Below are 19,213 nucleotides of genomic sequence, written 5' to 3'. Positions count from 1 at the left end.
GACGGCCTGTTGGGTTCGGAGCGTTCATGCCTCACTCCGCAGGCGGCCGGCTCTTCTGTGCAAAATTGAGGCCGCCGACAACCTGCTGGGTCGGTAGGACTTCCATGAAGGCGACGTTCATGCGCGCCGGCGATCCAACCGCGAACGCGATCGAATTGGCGATGTCCTCGGGCTGCAGCGAATCATAGTCGTCGAAGAAGCGGCGCTTGGCTTCGGCGAGATCACCCAGCAGCCGGCCGAACACCTCAGTCTCGACCCGGGCCGGCGATATCTCGGTGACGCGAACCCTGGTGCCGTAGAGATCGACGCGCAGTTGCTGCGACAGTGAGTGAATGCCAGCCTTCGTGGCGTGATACACGGTGTTGCCGCCACCAAACGCGTAGTGGCCGGCTATCGAGGAGATGTTGACGACATGGCCGCGGTCGCGGTGCGCCATGCCCGGCACGACCAGCCGCGTCAGATGCAGGACCGCCCGCAGATTGACATCGATCAGGGCGTCGACGTCCTCGGGTGTGGTGTCCAGGATATTGCCGCGCCGGGACTGGCCGGCGTTGTTGACCAGGACGTCGAACTCGGCCGACTTTGCCAATGTGGCAAGCGCGTCGAGGTCGCTGATGTCGACGACGCAGGGGCGGCATCCGGTCTCAGCGGACAGGGCGCTCAGGCGAGTGGCGTCGCGGGCCACGGCGTAGACTTCGAGCCCCTCCGCGCTCAGGCGGCGAACCGTCGCAGCCCCTATTCCGGAGGATGCGCCCGTGACCAGGGCCGTCCGATAGTCTGAAAATCCCATCCGCGAGGGGCTCCTCTGCTACCGTCCGACCCGCTGATGGCGTCGGCTGCAGCGCGGCCGCGGACGAGTTCAGCACTAGCTATAGGCCCCTCAGGTTCCCAGTGGTAAGAATAATTCCTTCTGATCCCATAGCTTCAGCCTATTGCTGCATTGCTCCCCGACTGGATATCCGGAGACGCCGTATTGGATACGAAACGTTTGGAGGCCTTCATCAAGGTTGTGGATCTCGGCAGCATGACGAGCGCGGCGAAGGTGCTAAATGTCGCCCAGCCGGCCCTGAGTCAGCACATTGCGAGCCTGGAGGCGGATTTCAAGTGCAAGCTGCTCGACCGCAGCGCCCGCGGGGTCAAGCCAACCGAGGCCGGACGAATCCTGTACCGCTACGCCAAATCGATCCAGCGGCAGATCGAAGAAGCCAGGCGCACCATTCTGGATAACAAGCCGGAGCTGACCGGTAACGTCACGATCGGTCTGGCCCCGCTCAGCTCAGCGGCATTGCTGGCGACCCCGCTGCTTACGCAGATACGCGAACGCTATCCCGGCATCGTGCCGCACATCTACGACAGCTCCGGGGTCATGCTCAGCGAGATGATGCTGAAGGGGAGCATGGATATGGCCGTCCTCTACGGCGAACGCCCGGTGACCGGTCTCGATTACAAGCCGCTGATGCGCGAGTACTTCTATCTGGTCGCGCCACGCAGCATGTATTCGGAGAAGACGCCTTCGGAGGACGTTTCGGCGGCGGAGGTCGCGCAATTCGACCTGCTTCTGCCATACCGGGAATCCTTCCTGCGGCAGACAGTGGAGCGGGTCTGTGCCGAGGTCGGGCTCCGCCCGCGCATCGTCGCCGAGATCCATTCCCAATCGACCCTTTCTTCCGCGATTGCCGCCGGAGTGGGGGCGGCAGTGCTGCCCATGCCGATCGCACAGGAGTTGCCGAACCTCGACGAACTCTGCATCCGGCGGATCAACACGCCGTCGGCCTCGCAGCAGATGTCGCTCTGCATCTCCGACAGCGCCCCGCTCTCCGACGCCGCATTCGCCGTCTACAAGATCCTGCTCGAGATCATCGTCAAGACCTGGGGGCCGTTCGATGCCCAGCCCGGCTCGGCTGCCATTGCCACGGGTGGCCCGACGTCGCCTCTGGACGGGCCGAAGCACGAGCCATAACGAAACACGATGCGGCAATCCCAAATTCTGAATTTGCCGCCTCAAGGCCGTTGGTTATGGAGGTGTAACGGAGATCGCGCTCGTAAGGAGGTTTTCATGGTGCATGTGATCAGGACATTCAATCGGCCTGCCGCCGAGCTTGTCGAGCGCATCAAGAAGTTTCCTCCGTCCACCCTGCACGAGGCTCAGGGGCGATCGGGCGCGCTGACCTCCCGCATCAAGCCGATCTATTCCGGCATGCGCGCCTGCGGACCGGCGCTGACGGTGAGCTGCCACCCCGGCGACAACATGATGCTGATCACAGCGATCTCGCTGGCCGAGCCAGGCGACGTGCTCGTGGTCAGCGCGGGCGATCATCCCGAGCAGGGTGGCTTCGGCGAGGTGCTGGCGACGGCCTGCGTCGCCAAGGGCATCGTCGGCCTGGTCACGGATGCCGGCGTTCGCGACGGCCTTGCGGTACGTGACACCGGCTTCAACGTCTTCTCCTACGGCCTCTGCATGAAGGGCACCGTCAAGGAGACCCTCGGCACCATCAATCAGCCGATCGTCATCGGCGGCATCGCCGTCCGCCCCGGCGACATCGTCAACGCCGATGATGACGGCGTCGTGATCGTGCCGAAGGAGAACATCGCCGATGTCTGCGTCAAGTCGGCGGCGCGCGAGGACAAGGAAGCCGGCGTGATGAAGGCCCTCAAGGCCGGTGGCGATATCCTCGAGCTCTCTGGCATCGGAAAGGTGCTCGAATCCAAGGGCTGCACCTTCGCCTGAGCGCGCAAGCGCCGCAGCACGCAGTTATGGGAAATCAGGTGTCAGCCATTCTCGGCTCGGGCGAGCATCGCTATCGCGTCATCGACAATTGGGCGAAGCTGCCGGGCGGCTGGCAGCTCACCGATGTCGCCTCTGTCGCGGTTGACAGCAAGGATCGCATCTACGTCTTCAACCGCGGTGCCCATCCGATGGTGGTGTTCGACCGCGACGGCAATTTCCTGCGCGGCTGGGGCGAGGGGCTTTTCTCCCGCGCCCACGGCCTGCATATCGATGCCGACGACAACCTCTATTGCACCGACGAAGCGACCACACCGTGCGCAAATGCAACACCGATGGCAAGGTGTTGCTGACGATCGGCATCCCAGCAAAGCCGGCGCCGTTCATGAGTGGCGAGCCCCTCCATCGCTGCACCCACACCGCGCTGTCGCCGAAGGGCGAGATCTACGTCTCCGACGGCTACGGCAACGCCCGCATCCACAAATTCACGCCTGACGGCAAGCTGATCAAGAGCTGGGGCGCGCCCGGCACCGATCCCGGCCAGTTCAACATCGTGCACAATATCGTCGCTGATACCGATGGCTGGGTCTATGTCGCCGATCGCGAGAACCATCGCGTGCAGGTGTTCGACGGCAACGGAAAATACGAGGCGCAGTGGAATAACCTCCACCGGCCGTGCGCGCTGTGCCGCTGCGGCGGCGCTAAGAACCCGACCTTCGTCATCGGCGAACTCGGTCCCGCCATGCCGGTCAACCGCAAAGTGCCCAATCTCGGCCCGCGGCTGTCGATCGTGGACGCCAAGGGCAAGCGCATCGCGCGGCTCGGCGGCGAGGATGGCCCCGATCTTGCGAGCGGCAAGTTCCTCGCGCCGCATGGGATCGCGCTAGACTCCAGAGGCGACATGTACGTTGGCGAGGTCGGCGTCACCTACTGGAAGACGAACTTCCCTGACGAGGAGATGCCGGCCGTGGTCCGCAGTTCGCGTTGCCTGCAGAAGCTGGAGAAGGTGGCCGACGTTCCGCGCTAGACCGTTTCACAATCCCGTATAGCGCGCTGAATTTCAACGAGCCTCAGATCGATCGTTGCTCCACTTGGGTAACGGTTCGGACCATATCCTGCCTCCTGCCGGAAATCGTGCCACGACTCGCGCGCCGGTACGCACCTCTGCCGAGCCAACCCTGCAATTCGTAATCTTGAGCAATCGATGCGGAACTCGCGATCAGAATGAACGAATCCGACCCGCTGACTTTCGTCGATACTGGTTCGGCCTTCATGGCGGTTCAACAGAACGAGGCCGTCGGAATACCATTACCAAGCTCGTGAACCAGTCCAAGGAGGCCGGGCAGCCGCTAAAGATGATCGAGGAGCCCATGGTGCTGCAGCCGATCGGCGTTGGCATGAAGAAGGACGAGCCGGCGCTGCTCGCGAAGATCAACGAGACCCTACTCGCGATGGACCAGGCGGGCGAGATCAACCAACTCTGGGACAAGTGGCTCGGTTCGAGCACCGAGTTTAAGAACACGCACCGATAAGGTCGCACCGCTCAGCCGGTTGAAGTTCACGCCGCTCCCATGACTAAGTTGGCGCCATTCACATCCATTGGAGCAAGCTCTATGCTTAGCCCGCTGGCTGCTCTTTCGCCGCGCGTGTGTACTATCGAACGTGGTGCGAAGAACTTCAGCGGGGGGGAATGGCATTTTCGCTATCGAGTTGCGCCATGAGCCAATCTGCAAAGGCTCGTACCGCCGATCTCTGTCGGCTGGCCCGCGGGTAGATCAGGCGATGGCCGACGTAGCGGATATCGTTGGCGCGTCCTGCCAGTGGCGCAACCAATCGCCCGCTCGCCAGTTCGCGTTCGGCCAGAAGCGTTGATTCCAACGCTACTCCCAACCCTTCCGCGGCTGTCGCGATCGCGAGAAAGCTACGATCGAATCTCATGCCGTGGAGCGCAGGGGCCTCCAATCCGTTCGCCGTGAACCATTGGTGCCACTGAACCTGCTTCACGTCGGAACGGATCAGCGTCTGATCGAGGAGATCGGCAGGCTTCCTGATCGATTTTGCGAGGGCAGGCGAGCAGAGAGGGGTGACCGTCTCCTCCGGGAGAGGAAGAACCTCAACCCCCTCCGCGCGCGGCGGACCGTAAACAATGTCGATATCAAAATCATCATTGCTGAAGCGCGCGTACTCCGTGTTTGCAGCCAGTCGAACCTCGAGCTTCGGATAAGCGGCGAGAAACTGCGCAAGCCGTGGTGCAAGCCACTGCGCGGCAAAACTGGGTGCCGAATGGACGCGCACCAATTGTGGTCCGCGCGCGGCAACTTCCTCGAGACCACGGCGGAGCTGATCGAAGGCCGCTCCCGTGTGTCGCATCAGATTTTCGCCGGCCGGCGTGAGCCGCACCGATCGCGCACTGCGCTCGAACAGAGCGGTGCGAAGCGTGTCCTCCAGCTTGCGGATGGCATGGCTGACGGCACTCGGCGTTAGGTGAAGCTCATTCGCCGCATCGCGAAACGATCCCGTGCGGGCGGCGGCCTCAAAGGCGCGAATTGCCGATATCGGGACGTTCGACAGCATCCCATAAGTGAACCAGATTCATCGATCCGTGACAACTGTGCGTTTGTCTGTTGGGCGTCCGCGGTTCATTCCTAACCTTGCCAAGGAAAAACAATTTGCGGGAGGAACTGATGCTGCTCAGCGGCAAGACAGCGATCATCTCGGGTGCGGCCTCGCCGCGCGGCATCGGGCTGGCCACGGCACGGCGGTTTGCCGCCGAAGGCGCTCGGGTCGCCATTCTCGACATTGACGCGAGTGCGGCGGCGGACGCCGCGGCATCGCTTGGCAAGTCCCACATTGGCCTGCAATGCGACGTCGCCAACAAATCATCCTGCGAGCAGGCCGTCGCTCGCGTGATCGAATCCTTCGCAAGCATCGACATTCTCATCAACAACGCCGGCATCACCCAACCGGTCAGGTTCCTCGATATCTCGCCGGCTGATTGGGATCGCATTCAGGACGTCAATTTGAAGGGCATTCTGTTCCTTTCCCAGGCCGTGATCCCGCATATGCGCGCACGGAAGTCCGGATCGATCGCCTGCATGTCCTCGGTCTCTGCCCAGCGCGGCGGCGGAATTTTTGGCGGCCCGCACTATTCGGCCGCGAAGGCTGGTGTGCTTGGTCTCGCCAAGGCGATGGCCCGTGAATTCGGCCCGGACGGCATCCGCGTCAATTGCGTGACGCCCGGCCTGATCGGCACCGATATCACGGCGGGCAAGCTGACCGACGAGATGACGACGAAGATCCTGGAAGGCATTCCGCTCAATCGCCTCGGCACGGCAGATGACGTCGCCGGCATTTACACTTTCCTGGCCTCGGATCTCTCCGCCTACGTGACCGGTGCCGTGATCGACGTCAACGGCGGCATGCTCATCCACTGAGCGCAAGACAAGGTCCAGATCGATGGAAACGCTGACCAACACGCCCAAGCTTGCGGACCGCGCCTATAACATTCGCCGCAATGCGCTGCGCATGGGCGAGGTCCAGGGTCAGGGCTATATCGCCCAGGCGTTGGACATCTCGGACGTCCTCGCCGTGGCCTATTTTCATGCAATGCGCTACCGCCCGGAAGATCCGTCATGGGAGGAGCGCGACCGCTTCCTGCTCTCCAATGGCCACTATGCCATCGCGCTCTACGCGGCTTTGATCGAGGCGGGGATCGTCCCCGAGGAAGAACTCGAAACCTATGGCAGCGACGAGAGCCGCTTACCGATGTCGGGGATGGCCTCCTATACGCCGGGAATGGAAATGTCGGGCGGCTCGCTCGGGCTTGGGCTCAGCATCGCCGTCGGCATGGGCCTCGGGCTCAAGCGCAAGAAATCCGACGCGCGGGTGTACACGTTGTTCTCGGATGGCGAGCTCGACGAGGGCTCGGTCTGGGAGGCCATCCAGTCGGCGGGCCATTACAAGCTCGACAATCTGATCGGCATCGTCGACGTTAACAATCAGCAGGCGGACGGTCCTTCGACGCAGGTCATGGCGTTCGAACCGCTGGTCGAGAAGCTTCAGGCCTTTGGCTGGTTTGTGCAGCGCATCGACGGCAACGATCTCGACGTCGTGGTTGCCGCGTTCGATGTCGCCAAGTCTCATCCCGAGCCAAAACCCCGGATGATCGTCGCCGATACGCTGATGGGCAAGGGCGTTCCCTTCCTGGAGCAGCGCGAGAAGAACCATTTCATCCGCGTCGAGCAGCACGAATGGCAGCTTGCGCTGGCAGCGCTGGAAGCCGGGAGGCAGGCATGAAGACCGTCAGATCAGCACCCCCGCCCGGCAAACCGCGCCTGACCACCTCGGCCATGATCGCCTCGATCGCGGCTGAAGGGCAAAAGACGAAACCGGCGCCGTTTGGACACGCGCTCGTCGATCTCGCGCGCAGCCGTCCCGATGTGGTCGGCATGACGGCCGATCTCGGCAAATACACCGACCTGCACATCTTTGCGAAGGAATTCCCGGACCGCTATTACCAGATGGGCATGGCCGAGCAGCTTCTGTTCGGCGCGGCCTCAGGCCTTGCCGCCGAAGGCTTTATGCCATTCGCAACCACCTACGCTGTGTTCGCTTCGCGCCGTGCCTACGACTTCATCCATCAGACAATCGCGGAGGAAGACCGCAACGTGAAGATCGTCTGCGCATTGCCCGGTCTGACCTCGGGCTATGGCCCGAGCCATCAGGCCGCAGAGGACATCGCCCTGTTTCGCGCCATGCCGAACATGACGGTCATCGACCCCTGCGATGCGCATGAAATCGAGCAGGTGGTGCCCGCCGTTGCGGCGCATCACGGACCGGTCTACATGCGCCTGCTGCGGGGCCAGGTGCCGGTCGTGCTGGACGAATACGACTACAAGTTCGAGCTCGGCAAGGCCAAGCTGATCCGTGACGGAAAGGACGTCCTGATCATCTCATCGGGCATCATGACCATGCGTGCGCTCGAGGCGGTGCAAACTCTGACGAACGACCGCGTCGATGCCGCGGTGCTCCACGTTCCGACCATCAAGCCGCTCGACGCCGAGACGATCCTGCGTGAAGCCGGCAAATCAGGCCGCCTGGTCGTCGTTGCCGAAAACCACACGACGATCGGCGGGCTTGGCGAGGCGATTGCCGCACTCCTGATGCGTTCCGGCGTTCATCCGCCGTTCCGCCAGATTGCGTTGCCTGACGAATTTCTTGACGCCGGCGCACTTCCGACGCTGCACGACCGCTACGGCATTTCCACCGCCGAGGTCGCAAGGCAGATCAAGCAGTGGCTTTAGCGCACCGGCACTAAGCGCCAGCCAGGCCAAATACGAGTGAAGTGTTCCGCCCGCTGCATATTGCGGGGGGCGAGCGATGGCTGTTGCCCGAATGGGGCCGGCGAAGAGCCCGGAGAGCTGAAAACAGCGCAGGCTCATGCAGCCGGCACAACGTCAATACAGGACCAGGAGGAAAACATGACTGTCTCGAAACCCGGACGCATCAGCCGCCGTTCGCTATTAATCGCGGCGAGCGCGGCACCTCTCTGCGGGATTCTGACCCGTCCGGCGTCTGCCGCCGAGTTCGTCTACAAGTTCGCAACCGGACAGGACCCGACCCATCCGGTGAACATCCGCGCGCAAGAGGCGATCGACCGCATTCGCGAAGCGACCAGCGGACGGCTGGAGATCAGGCTGTTCCCGGCCAATCAGCTCGGCTCCGACACCGAGCTCCTGACCCAGGTGCGCAGCGGCGGCGTTGAGTTCTTCAACCAATCGTCTTCGATCCTTGCCACGCTGGTGCCGAGCTCCGGCATCGTGAACACCGGCTTCGCATTCACCGACTACGACAGCGTATGGAAGGCGATGGATGGCGACCTAGGCAGCTACATCCGGGCGCAGATCGCCAAGACGCCGATCATGGCGGTGTCGAAGGCCTGGGACAACGGCTTCCGCCAGGTGACCTCGTCTGGCCGCGAGATCCGCACCCCGGATGATCTGAAGAATTTCCAGATCCGGGTTCCGCCCGCGCCGCTGCTGACCTCGCTCTTCAAGGCGCTCGGCGCCGGGCCGACGCCGATCAACTTCAACGAGGTTTATTCCGCGCTGCAGACCAAGGTCGTCGACGGCCAGGAGAATCCGTTGCCTATCATCGCGACCGCTCGCCTCAATGAGGTGCAGAGCACGTGCAGCCTAACGGGGCACGTCTGGGACGGCTACTGGATCCTCGGCAACAAGCGCGCCTTCGAGCGCCTGCCCAAGGACGTGCAGGAGATCGTGACGCGCGAGCTCGACCGCTCCGCCGGCGATCAGCGCGCCGACATCGCGAAGCTCAGCCAGTCGCTTCGCGCCGATCTCTCGGCCAAGGGCCTCAAATTCATCGACGTCGATCGTGCCGCCTTCCGGCAGGCCCTGTCCAAGACCAGCTTCTACGCGGACTGGAAGGGCAAGTTCGGCGAGGAAGCATGGTCGCAGCTCGAAAAAGCCGCGGGCCAGCTATCATGACCAGCGTGAGCCATAAGCCCCACGTCGAGGCCGGTGTGGCGGCCAGCGCCCAGCACGCAGGCCGGCGCAGTTGGGTGATAACGGCGAACACGGTGCTTGGTCACGTCGTGGCGGTCCCGGCAGCACTGCTCGTTCTGGCGGAGATTGCGGTGCTGTCTTCCGGCATCGTCGGTCGATACGTGTTCCGCTCGCCGATTGTCTGGTCTGACGAACTTGCCGGAATTCTCTTCCTCTGGCTGGCAATGCTCGGCTCCGTGATCGCATTCCAGCGCGGCGAGCACATGCGGATGACTGCGATCGTCGGTATTCTCAGTGCTCCGATTCGGGCGTTTCTGGATGTCGTCGCTGCCGCCGCGTCGCTCGCGTTTCTCGGGCTCGTGGTCTGGCCGGCCTATGAATTCGCCGCAGACGAGGTATTCGTCACGACGCCCGCACTCGAGATCGTCAACACCTGGCGTGCGGCTGCGTTGCCGATCGGAATGGGATTGATGCTGATTGCAGCGATGCTCCGGCTGATCCGCATCGCGAGCCCGCGCAGCCTGCTGGCGGCCCTGGCGATCGTCGCAGGTATCATCGGAACGTTTGTTCTGCTCGCGCCCGTCTTGAAGCCGCTCGGCAACCTAAATCTCCTGATCTTCTTCGTTTTCGCCGTCGGCGCCATGGTATTTGCTGCCGTGCCCATCGCGTTTGCATTCGGTCTCGCCACGGTCGGCTATCTCGCACTGACAACGAGCACGCCCGACGTAGTGATGATCGGACGAATGGACGAGGGCATGAGCCATCTGATCCTGCTCGCCGTGCCTCTCTTCGTCTTCCTCGGCCTTCTGATCGAGATGACCGGGATGGCGCGCGCCATGGTGAGCTTCCTGGCGAGCCTGCTGGGCCACGTGCGCGGCGGATTGCACTACGTGCTGGTCGGAGCGATGTATCTGGTCTCGGGCATTTCCGGCTCCAAGGCAGCGGACATGGCTGCGGTGGCTCCGGTCCTGTTTCCCGAGATGCGGCAGCGAGGGGCCAAACCGGGCGACCTCGTTGCGCTTCTGGCGGCAACCGGCGCGCAGACCGAAACGATCCCGCCCTCGCTGGTCCTGATCACGATCGGCTCGGTGACCGGCGTGTCGATCTCGGCGCTCTTCACCGGCGGGCTGCTTCCGGGTGTGGTGCTCGCGGTCATGCTCGCTGCCGTAGTCTGGTGGCAATACCGCCGCGAAGACCTGTCTCGCGTCAAACGGGCTACCGGCCGGCAAATCGGCCGCGCCTTCGTGGTTGCGATACCCGCCATCGCGCTGCCATTCGTGATCCGGACTGCCGTCGTCGAAGGGGTTGCGACGGCAACGGAAGTCTCGACGATCGGCATCCTGTACTCGGTCTGCGCGGGTCTGTTCATCTACCGCCAGTTCGACTGGCGTCGCATCTATCCGATGCTGGTCGAGACAGCCTCCCTATCCGGGGCGATTCTGCTTATCATCGGCGCGGCGACGGGCATGGCCTGGGCGCTGACCCAGTCGGGATTTTCTGCTTCTCTCGCCAAGTTCATGACCAGCCTGCCGGGCGGGGTACCGGTCTTCCTAGCGGTGACAATCGTGACTTTCGTGATCCTCGGCAGTGTGCTGGAAGGGATTCCCGCGATCGTCCTGTTCGGTCCGCTGCTGTTCCCGATCGCGCGGCAGGTTGGGGTCAACGATGTCCACTACGCGATGGTGGTCGTTCTCGCCATGGGCATCGGCCTGTTCGCGCCGCCGTTCGGCGTCGGCTATTACGCGGCCTGCGCCATCAGCCGCATAAATCCGGACGAGGGCATGAAGCCGATCGTGGGCTATATGATCGCGCTCCTGATCGGCACGCTGATCGTTGCCGCCGTGCCCTGGCTCTCGATCGGCTTCCTTTGATAACGTGAGGCGCTCTCGCGGGAAACAACGCGCGGCCATCTCATCAGGCGAATTTCGGCAGATGCAGCGGCAGGCCCTCACAAGGCATGTCGATCTCCTCGACTTGGCCCTTGCCGACCTCAGTGACGCGTAGCTTCCTGCCTTCGAGCGCAAAGGCACAATTAGTCGGTTGGGGTCCGTCCAGGACCAGCCGATCGGCGACCTCACCCCGCCGGTCTAGCACCGTAACGTTCTTCTGATTGTAGACCGTGCAATAGAGCCGGCCGTCCGTTCCGAAGGCCATCCCGTCCGGCCCTTTGAAGTCCGGATTGGAATCCGGCTGCAGCACGTTTCCGAAGACGACGCGTTTCGGCACTGTCTCGCCAAGCACGTCATATCGGTAGATCTCGCCGGTGAATGATGCGTTGGCGTAGAGGTGGCTGTCCGGGCCGAAGGCAATACCGTTGGTGAAGCGGATCTTGCGATCGAGCACGCGGAGCACCTTCATGGCTGCCGGATCGATCTCATACACACGGCCGTCCCAGTCGAGATCCATATAACCGTCGACGAAGGCCTGGCCGTTGATGAAATCCTCGGCGGCCATTCCGGAGTCGGTCATGTACAGCAGTCCGTTCGGGCCGAAGCAGAGGTCGTTCGGAAACAGAAAGCGATCCGCGCCTTCGCCCTGCATGCGTCGGATCTCGTTTCCGCTTTCGTCGATGCAGATCAGCGCCTGCAAACCAGCTTCCGCGATCCAGATCCGGCCGTGGCCATCGGTCGTCAGTCCATTCGGACGGCCACCCGTCGTCCGGATCACGCGGCGATTGCCGCGAGGATCGAGCCGCGTCACGCAAAGGGTCGACGCGGACATCTCCGTGACATACATCGAGCCGTCGGGCAGGCACACCGGACCCTCCGGCGCGCCAATTCCGCTTGAAAACAGTCTCGACGCCATTCATCCCTCCCGTTTTCGAATGTTGCTCTCGCTTATGCGATGACCAGGCCGCTGGCCGGATCAATCAGCACCACGCGATTGAGGTCGATGGCGAGATCGATTAGCTCGCCATAGCTGCTGACGTCATGGGCCTGCAGTTCGGCAACGGCATCTACGCCACCGATCTTGATGGTGGTGAAGGTGCGTGTCCCCGTCGGCTGAATGAGATCGGCAGTGGCCGAATAGGAGACCACGCCGTCGCGCAACGGCCCGCTGGCCCGACTGAAGTGCTGGGGCCGAATGCCGACGAGAATCTCTCGTCCATCCATACTGGCCAGCGGCCTCGTCTTCGCGCTCGGAAGCGTCAGTCCACCGCCGGACTGAAACACCACTGCTGCGTCGGGACCGTTTGTCTTAAGGGTTGCCGGGATGAGGTTGATCGACGGGGAGCCGAGAAAGCCGGCGACGAACCCCGTACGGGGCCGCTCGAATAGGTCCAGCGGAGCACCCTGTTGCTCGATGTTTCCGTCACGCAGCAGCACGATGCGGTCGGCCAGTGTCATCGCCTCGACCTGATCATGGGTGACGTAGATCATGGTCGTCGTGATCTCGTGATGCAGGCGCTTGATCTCGGTGCGCATCTCGTCACGCAACTGAGCGTCGAGGTTCGAGAGCGGCTCGTCGAACAGGAACAGGTCGGCCTTGCGGACGATGGCGCGGCCGATGGCGACGCGCTGACGCTGTCCACCGGACAGCTGCCTCGGATAGCGCTGCAGGAAATTGCCGATGCCGAGCATCTCGGCGGCTTCACTGACCCGCTTCCTGATCTCGATCTCGGGAGTCTTGCGGGCGCGCAGACCGAAGGCGATGTTCTCGCTGACGGTCAGATAAGGGTAGAGCGCATAGTTCTGAAACACCATCGCGATATTGCGCTCGCGCGGACGCAGATCGTTGACCACCGCGCCCCCGATGGTGATCGTTCCCCCATCCGGATCTTCGAGACCGGCGATGGTTCGCAAGAGAGTGCTCTTGCCGCAGCCGGACGGCCCCACGAGAACCGCGAATTCGCCATCGGCGATGGTGAGATCCACCCCCCGGACCGCATGCACGTTGCCGTAATATTTGTGTACTCCGGACAGCTTGACGTCAGCCACTCCGCTCTCCCTAACCCTTGACTGCGCCCAGCGAGATGCCGCGCACGAGATAGCGCTGCATCACCGAGACCGCGACGAAGATCGGCAACGTCCCCAGGACCGACATCGCCGCGATCTTTGCCCAGAAATTCGATTGGCCGCCGAAATAGTGCGTCAGCATGACCGGAAACGTGATGACCTCGGTGCGCGTGAGCACGAGTGCGAACAGAAAGTCGTTCCAGGCGAAAACGAAGGTGAAGACCGACGTCGCCATGAGGCCGGGGCGAACCATCGGGAAAACGACTTTCCAGATCACCTCCCATCGATTGAGGCCATCGACCAGCGCGCTTTCCTCGAGCTCCAGCGGAACGTCGACGATGTAGCCGCGCATCATCCAGATCACGTAGGGGAGATTGAATGCGGTGTAGAGGAGGATCAGCCCGAAATAGCCGTCGACGAGGCCGAAATAGACGTAGATCAGGAAAATCGGGAAGACGACTGCGATCGGCGGGATCATGCGCTGGGAGATAATCCACATCGCCAGGTTCTCGCCGCCGGTGCCGAACCGGGCGAGACTGTAGGCGCAGAGCGTCCCGAGAACGATTGCGATGCCGGAGCTGACGCCGGCGACAATCAGACTGTTCAGGATCGCCAGGACGTCGCCATCTCTAAACAGGACGTAATAGTTCGAGAACTGGATCTGCCCGGGAATCCACAAGGGCGGAACATGATAGATCTCGTCCGGTGTCTTGAACGAAATCATGAACAGCCAGTAGACCGGAAACAGGAACAGCAAGGTCACGATGCCGGCGCCGAGATAGCGGACAGCGAGAATGCGGGCTTTTCTGGCCGGAAGCCTGCCGATCCTCATCGCGCAAGCTCCATGCGCTTGAGGACCAGGGTCGTGATCAGCGTCAGTAGCGCAATCACCAAGAAGGAGATCGCGGCTGTGTAACTGGTCTCGAATTGCGAGAAACCCTGCACATAGGTGTAGAGCGAGATGGTCTCGGTCATCGAGCCCGGCCCGCCTTCGGTTAGGGCCCAAATGATGTCGAACATGCGAACGAGATCGAGGCCGCGGATAAGGCAGGCCACGGCGATCACGGGCGCGATCGCCGGCAGAACGATTGCGCGAAGCACGCGCAGATACGACGCTCCATCGATCTCCGCGGCTTCGAGCTGCGACTGGTCAACATTCGACAGCGCAGCAAGCAGCAGCAGGAACATGAATGGCGACCACTGCCAAACTTCGCAGATGATGATCGCCGGATAGACGTAGGCGGGATTGACGGTCCATAGGATCCGCACTGGCTCGCCGGCGAAGAAACTCAGAATCTGGCCAATCGGGCCGAAGCGTACGTCGAACATCAGGCGCCACGTCGCGCCCGCGACGATAGGAGAGATAACCGTCGGAAGCACCAGCAGTGCGACGAAGATCTGTCGGCCCGGCATGCGATCGATGAAGAGCTGCGCCATCAGGAACCCGATCAGCAGCTCCAGGGGGAGGGCGATCGCGGTGATGATGGCGGTGTGGCCGAGCGAAGCCCAGAGGCGGGCATCCCTGAACAGCTCCGCATAGTTCAAAAAGCCAACAAAGGAGGTGTCGTTCTCGGTCATCGTGATGCGCTGAAAGCTCACGATCAGCGAGTAGATCAGAGGGAACAGGCCGACCAGGAGGAGAATCAGAATGGCCGGGGCGACGATGAGATAGGGCAGGCGGTCCTCGAGCATGCGCCCGAAGCGGCTGGGGCGGCGCTGCTCGGCGCCATTGAGGCTCACAGAAACTGTCATCATCAGTCCGGAAAACGGCACCGCACGGGAGGGCGACGCCTCCCGTGCGATATCCAGCCAATTATTGCGGGTAGGCGCCGGGCTTTGCGGCCCAGACCTTGTAGACGGCTTTCTGGTTCTCGATGCCGACCTTCTCGGTGATCGCGTCGAATTGTTGCGCCATGCGACCGAGAATGGCCTTGGGATCTTCGCCGGCCCAGAGGCTCGAGATCGCCTTGGTCATCGCCTCGTCGTACTTGTCCTGTTGCAGTAGCGAGAGATCGAGCAGGCCCTTCTCACCGGATGACTTGATCGTATCGAGATAGGCTGGAGCATCGGGCCACAGCGCACGATATTTCTCGCTGGCGTAGTGCGACAGGCGGAACGGATCGCGCAGCGTATAGGGGAGCTGGACCCGCTCGAGGCTTGTCTTCTTGCTGTTCAGCCACTGAATGAAGAGATACGCTGCCTCCTTGTTCTTGCTGGTGGCCGAGACCGACAGGTCGAAGCCGACCCCGAGCTCGGGACGGCCGAGAGGCGTGAGCGCGTAGCCGACCTTGCCGGCGACCTGCGATTTCGGTACCCACTTCAGTGCTTCCTCGCCCGAGCCATAGCCCGCGGCCCAGCGGCCGTAGGGCGGCCAGGAGATCGTCATCGCGGTCGTGCCCTGAAGGAACGCGGCGAGGTTGTCCACGAAATTCCACTGCTCCACGCCCGGCGGCATAAACTTGTTCTCCGCCAGCATCTGCTTGAACACCTTGAGACCGACCTCGCCATTCACCGTCGCCTTCATGGTGTCGGCATTGAAGAACTTGCCGCCCTCCATGCGGAAGCGTTCCTGGAACATGTATTGCGGATAGGGCGCGGTGCGGAAGAATCCGGCGCCGTAGACCTTCGGCGCCATCTTGTCGGTGATGAACTGGCCGATCTCGTCGAACTGTTTCCAGTCCTTTGGCGGGGCCAGCTCGTAGCCGAACTTGGCCTTGAACGCGTCCTTCATCTTCGGATCGTCGAAGATGTCCTTCCGGTAGTAGAGCAGCATCACGTCGCCATCGTCCGGGAAGCCGTAGATCTTCCCGTCATACTGCATCTGGTTGTCGCGATAGGCGGCCGCGATGTCCTGCAACTCGTCGCGGTAGCCAAACTTGTCGACATACTTGTCGAGAGGCTCGAGCGCGCCTGCACGCGCAAGGTCGGGCATCCAGGACGGAATGACGTTCAGCGCGTCATAGGCTCCGGCGCCTGATTTGAAATCCTGCATGATCTTGGTGAACATCTGATCGGTGGGCACTTCGACCACCTTCACCTTGATGCCGGTGAGCTTCTCCCATTGCGGGCCCGAATAGTTCAGCGGGTCGAGCGACTGCAGGCCGGCCTCCCAGACGATACTGATGGTCGTGCCAGCATACTTCTTCGCTGCTTCCACCGCTGTGTCGGCGGCATCCTTGTCGGCAGCCGGCGCTGGACCTGCAGCCAGCGCTAGCACTGCGGCCGCGGCGAAAAACGTCCTGAACTTCATCCCTTCCTCCTCCTCCTGGGCGTCCGGAGTCCGGGAGAGCCGGCTTCGGAGCGCTTCTCACGTGATCCCCGCCTGGTTAGCCAGCCGCAGGCGAACGGACCCTGTCGGCGGCGACCTGGCCGAAAGAAACAAATTCATCTATGTCGAGGATTTGCAGCGCAGGCGCATCGCAGGTCCGGGCTTGTCGCCCGCAACCTGAATGGACGCCAGTTGGCGTTGTAGAAGCACGCATCCTCCCCAAAACGCTCGAGAGCGTTGACTTTGGGGCTAGTCTGCGTCGAGGCGGAACTTTCCGACAAATGAGAACTTTGCAAGCATCGGTGAACCGCAGTCACCTATCTGCTGGCGGCTCCAAGAAGTACAACGGTCGATTATGCAGTTGCCCGGATCGGGCTGGAGAACAAGCTTGCTGGACGATCCAAACCGTAATGTTCGCGCAGGGTGGTGCCGGCGTAATCGTGGCGGAACAGGCCGCGCTTGCGCAGGACCGGCACGACCTGCTCGGCGAACAGGTCGAAGCCACCTGGCAGCCATGGCGGCATGACGTTGAAGCCGTCAGCAGCACCATTCTCAAACCAGGTCTGGATGTGATCGGCGATCTTTTCCGGTGGGCCGGCGATCACGCAATGGCCGCGCGCGCCGGCGAGCCGCTGTACGAGTTGACGGATCGTCGGTTTCTCGCGATCGACAATGTCGACCACGAGCTTGAACCGGCTGGCAACGCCATGCGCGCCGTCGGTGTCGATTAGATGGCGCGGGAAGGGACCGTCAAGATCGAAGCCGGTGAGGTCGAGCCCGGTCATCTGGCGGAGCTGGGTCAGTGAGAACTCCGGCTGGATCAGGGCGTTGAACTCCTCCTGGAGCCGGTCCGCTTCAACTTGCGTGCTCGCGATGAACGGGGAAATGCCGGGCAGAATCTTGATTTGGTCGGAGCTACGGTCGAAAGCAAGCGCCTGGCGCTTGATGTCGGCATAGAACTCCTGCGCGCTTGCCAAGGTCTGATGCGCGGTGAAGATGGCTTCGGCAAAGCGGGCGGCAAAGGCACGCCCATCCTCGGACGAGCCGGCCTGGACATAGACCGGGCGGCCCTGCGGTGTCCGCGACACGTTGAGCGGACCGCGCACACGAAAGTGCTTTCCAATGTGGTCGATGGTGTGGATCTTGTTCGTGTCGGCGAAGATGCCCGACACGGGATCGTTGACCAGCGCGTCGTCTTCCCAACTGTCCCATAGCCTCGTGATGACATCGAGATATTCCCGCGCCCGCTCGTAACGCTCGTGATGCGGAGGATGCTCGGGCAGCCCGAAATTCTGCGCCGCCTGGGGCGAGCTCGTCGTCACGATGTTCCAGCCTGCGCGGCCGCTGCTAATATGATCGAGCGAGGCGAACAGCCGAGCGAGATTGTATGGTTCCGTGTAGGTCGTCGACGCGGTCGCGATCAGGCCGATGCGCTTTGTCGCGGACGCGATTGCGGTGAGCAGCGTGATCGGCTCAAGGCGGAAGCGCTGTGCGTAGCGGACATTGTCAGCTAGCACGGGACCATCGGCGAAGAACACGGCGTCGAATTTGTGTGCTTCGGCGCGTTGCGCCAGCTCCTGATAGTAGGTGACGTCGAGGATGCGGTCCGTTGTCGAGAGCTTGTGGCGCCAGGCCGCCTCGTGATGGCCGTCCGGGTAGATGAAGAAGTTCAGGGAAAGTTGCCGCTGGCGCATCGCGTGACTCGCAAATGTTTGGTCATTGTGGGGGGGCGGTTGGCGATCGAGACGTGGCTCGACTGTATGTCGGGCATCGCGAAGCTGTCGATGAAATGAATTTGCGTTGTTGCAGGGGATGCGAGCATGAAACTCGTGAGCGCATCATCTAACAGAGACGAGTGCGTTTGTTGTCAGCAACGATCGCGGTGTTTCAGGCCGCTTCGAGCGCCGATTGACTCGATTTGACCTGCCTTCTGGCGCGCAAGGCCATCAGATAATCCGTGACCATTGCAAATGTTTCCGTGGCCGATTGACCGACGAAGCGATCGTCGCGCGCTACGGAAAACAAAGCTGGTTTCGTTTCATTGACTGGATCGCGATCGCTTTTACGATCTGCGAGGTACAAGCGAGGTCGTTTACTATGCGGCAATCCGATCTACTCGTCGTTTGTGACGCTGCCCGGTTGAGCTCGGCTCGGAGCGCGTGCGGTGCCACCGCTATGGCGGAAAGCTGTACCGCCGGGATCCGTGCACGGCTGAAAGCCTAGCACCCGCAGGGGCACACGGGTCCCCGACGACCAACCCATGAAAATCCATCAGTTCCAGCCGCCGGCGCGATCGGCGCACGGCGGAGCCTTGCCCAGACAATCACAGGAAACCATGATCATGAGCAATCGAAATACCATCGACAACGTCATTCCGCGCGCCGATATCGTCAAACGCGCGGCGAGACTTGGTGCCGAGATCCGGAACGTCAAGCTGTCCGGCGATCTGTCCGATGATATCATTTCCGCCATCAACCAGGTGCTGCTCGAGCACAAAGTGATCTTCTTGCGCGACCAGGGCCATCTCGACGATGCCGAGCAGGAGTGCTTTGCCGTCCGCCTCGGAACGCTCGTGCCGCACCCCACGGTCGGTGCGATCAAGGGCACATCGTCGATCCTCGAACTGGACTCCGATCGCGGTGGCGGCAGAGCAGACCAGTGGCACACGGATGTCACCTTCGTGGACGCCTACCCGAAGATCTCCGTGCTGCGCGGCGTGGTGATCCCACCCTATGGCGGC

General features: G+C 62.1%; 18 protein-coding genes and 1 pseudogene. 10 read left to right on the top strand and 9 right to left on the bottom strand.

Going from position 1 to position 19,213, the window contains the following annotated elements; translation table 11 throughout:
• Positions 1-31: 31 nt before the first annotated feature.
• Entirely contained in the window at positions 32-790 is a 759-nt protein-coding gene (locus AC24YW_RS27675) for an SDR family oxidoreductase (protein WP_487485709.1), read from the bottom strand.
• A 183-nt stretch (positions 791-973) separates the two neighbouring features.
• On the opposite strand from AC24YW_RS27675, the gene AC24YW_RS27670 reads away from it, so the two are divergent.
• The 4 genes and pseudogenes from AC24YW_RS27670 (at position 974) to AC24YW_RS27655 (ending at position 4,257) form a co-directional block, all read left to right on the top strand.
• The gene (locus AC24YW_RS27670; RefSeq protein ID WP_487485708.1) at positions 974-1,960 is read left to right on the top strand and encodes a LysR substrate-binding domain-containing protein; all 987 of its coding nucleotides are present in this window, start codon (positions 974-976) and stop codon (positions 1,958-1,960) included.
• 96 nt (positions 1,961-2,056) lie between these two features.
• Positions 2,057-2,728: a 4-carboxy-4-hydroxy-2-oxoadipate aldolase/oxaloacetate decarboxylase gene (locus AC24YW_RS27665; RefSeq protein WP_487485707.1), complete on the top strand. Its 672-nt coding sequence runs from the start codon at positions 2,057-2,059 to the stop codon at positions 2,726-2,728.
• Between the two features lie 38 nt (positions 2,729-2,766).
• Positions 2,767-3,752: pseudogene (locus AC24YW_RS27660) on the top strand (peptidyl-alpha-hydroxyglycine alpha-amidating lyase family protein).
• Positions 3,753-3,807: 55 nt separating this feature from the next.
• Positions 3,808-4,257, top strand: a complete 450-nt coding sequence (locus tag AC24YW_RS27655; RefSeq protein ID WP_487485706.1) for a transporter substrate-binding domain-containing protein — start codon at positions 3,808-3,810, stop codon at positions 4,255-4,257.
• 145 nt (positions 4,258-4,402) lie between these two features.
• On the opposite strand, the gene AC24YW_RS27650 is transcribed toward AC24YW_RS27655, so the two are convergent.
• The gene (locus AC24YW_RS27650; protein ID WP_487485705.1) at positions 4,403-5,299 is read right to left on the bottom strand and encodes a LysR substrate-binding domain-containing protein; all 897 of its coding nucleotides are present in this window, start codon (positions 5,297-5,299) and stop codon (positions 4,403-4,405) included.
• Positions 5,300-5,409: 110 nt separating this feature from the next.
• On the opposite strand from AC24YW_RS27650, the gene AC24YW_RS27645 reads away from it, so the two are divergent.
• From AC24YW_RS27645 to AC24YW_RS27625, 5 genes are all read left to right on the top strand, one after another.
• Positions 5,410-6,159 (top strand): SDR family NAD(P)-dependent oxidoreductase, encoded by a 750-nt coding sequence (locus AC24YW_RS27645; protein ID WP_487485704.1) that lies wholly within the window; start codon positions 5,410-5,412, stop codon positions 6,157-6,159.
• 22 nt (positions 6,160-6,181) lie between these two features.
• Entirely contained in the window at positions 6,182-7,021 is an 840-nt protein-coding gene (locus AC24YW_RS27640) for a transketolase (protein ID WP_487485703.1), read from the top strand.
• On the top strand, positions 7,018-8,028 hold the full coding sequence (locus AC24YW_RS27635) for a transketolase family protein (protein WP_271595751.1): 1,011 nt from the start codon (positions 7,018-7,020) through the stop codon (positions 8,026-8,028). The genes AC24YW_RS27640 and AC24YW_RS27635 overlap by 4 nt, the downstream gene beginning before the upstream one ends.
• A 177-nt stretch (positions 8,029-8,205) precedes the next feature.
• On the top strand, positions 8,206-9,231 hold the full coding sequence (locus AC24YW_RS27630) for a TRAP transporter substrate-binding protein (protein ID WP_487485702.1): 1,026 nt from the start codon (positions 8,206-8,208) through the stop codon (positions 9,229-9,231).
• On the top strand, positions 9,228-11,120 hold the full coding sequence (locus tag AC24YW_RS27625; RefSeq protein ID WP_487485701.1) for a TRAP transporter large permease: 1,893 nt from the start codon (positions 9,228-9,230) through the stop codon (positions 11,118-11,120). Before AC24YW_RS27630 ends, AC24YW_RS27625 begins: the two co-directional genes overlap by 4 nt.
• Before the next feature lie 43 nt (positions 11,121-11,163).
• On the opposite strand, the gene AC24YW_RS27620 is transcribed toward AC24YW_RS27625, so the two are convergent.
• The 7 genes from AC24YW_RS27620 to AC24YW_RS27590 all read right to left on the bottom strand — a co-directional run bounded on the left by AC24YW_RS27620 (position 11,164) and on the right by AC24YW_RS27590 (position 18,555).
• Positions 11,164-12,054, bottom strand: a complete 891-nt coding sequence (locus AC24YW_RS27620) for an SMP-30/gluconolactonase/LRE family protein (protein WP_487485700.1) — start codon at positions 12,052-12,054, stop codon at positions 11,164-11,166.
• A gap of 32 nt (positions 12,055-12,086) precedes the next feature.
• Entirely contained in the window at positions 12,087-13,187 is a 1,101-nt protein-coding gene (locus AC24YW_RS27615) for an ABC transporter ATP-binding protein (RefSeq protein WP_487485699.1), read from the bottom strand.
• Between the two features lie 10 nt (positions 13,188-13,197).
• The gene (locus AC24YW_RS27610; RefSeq protein WP_271595746.1) at positions 13,198-14,037 is read right to left on the bottom strand and encodes a carbohydrate ABC transporter permease; all 840 of its coding nucleotides are present in this window, start codon (positions 14,035-14,037) and stop codon (positions 13,198-13,200) included.
• Positions 14,034-14,957: a carbohydrate ABC transporter permease gene (locus AC24YW_RS27605; protein ID WP_487485698.1), complete on the bottom strand. Its 924-nt coding sequence runs from the start codon at positions 14,955-14,957 to the stop codon at positions 14,034-14,036. Before AC24YW_RS27605 ends, AC24YW_RS27610 begins: the two co-directional genes overlap by 4 nt.
• 61 nt (positions 14,958-15,018) lie before the next feature.
• Positions 15,019-16,455 carry an ABC transporter substrate-binding protein gene (locus AC24YW_RS27600; protein ID WP_271595744.1) on the bottom strand — a complete coding sequence of 479 codons (1,437 nt, stop codon included), beginning with the start codon at positions 16,453-16,455 and terminating at the stop codon, positions 15,019-15,021.
• A gap of 371 nt (positions 16,456-16,826) precedes the next feature.
• A complete protein-coding gene (locus AC24YW_RS27595) occupies positions 16,827-18,167 on the bottom strand; it encodes an LLM class flavin-dependent oxidoreductase (RefSeq protein ID WP_487485697.1) in 1,341 nt (446 codons plus the stop codon).
• 193 nt (positions 18,168-18,360) lie between these two features.
• Positions 18,361-18,555: a hypothetical protein gene (locus AC24YW_RS27590; RefSeq protein ID WP_487485696.1), complete on the bottom strand. Its 195-nt coding sequence runs from the start codon at positions 18,553-18,555 to the stop codon at positions 18,361-18,363.
• A 259-nt stretch (positions 18,556-18,814) separates the two neighbouring features.
• Between AC24YW_RS27590 and AC24YW_RS27585 the strand changes: the two genes are divergently transcribed.
• On the top strand, positions 18,815-19,213 hold a 399-nt coding region (locus AC24YW_RS27585; protein WP_487485695.1), incomplete at its 3' end, for a TauD/TfdA dioxygenase family protein.

The sequence above is a fragment of the Bradyrhizobium sp. USDA3516 genome (assembly GCF_057651995.1).
The sequence above is the reverse complement of the archived record's forward strand: the minus strand, read 5'-3'. Positions and strand labels throughout refer to the sequence as shown.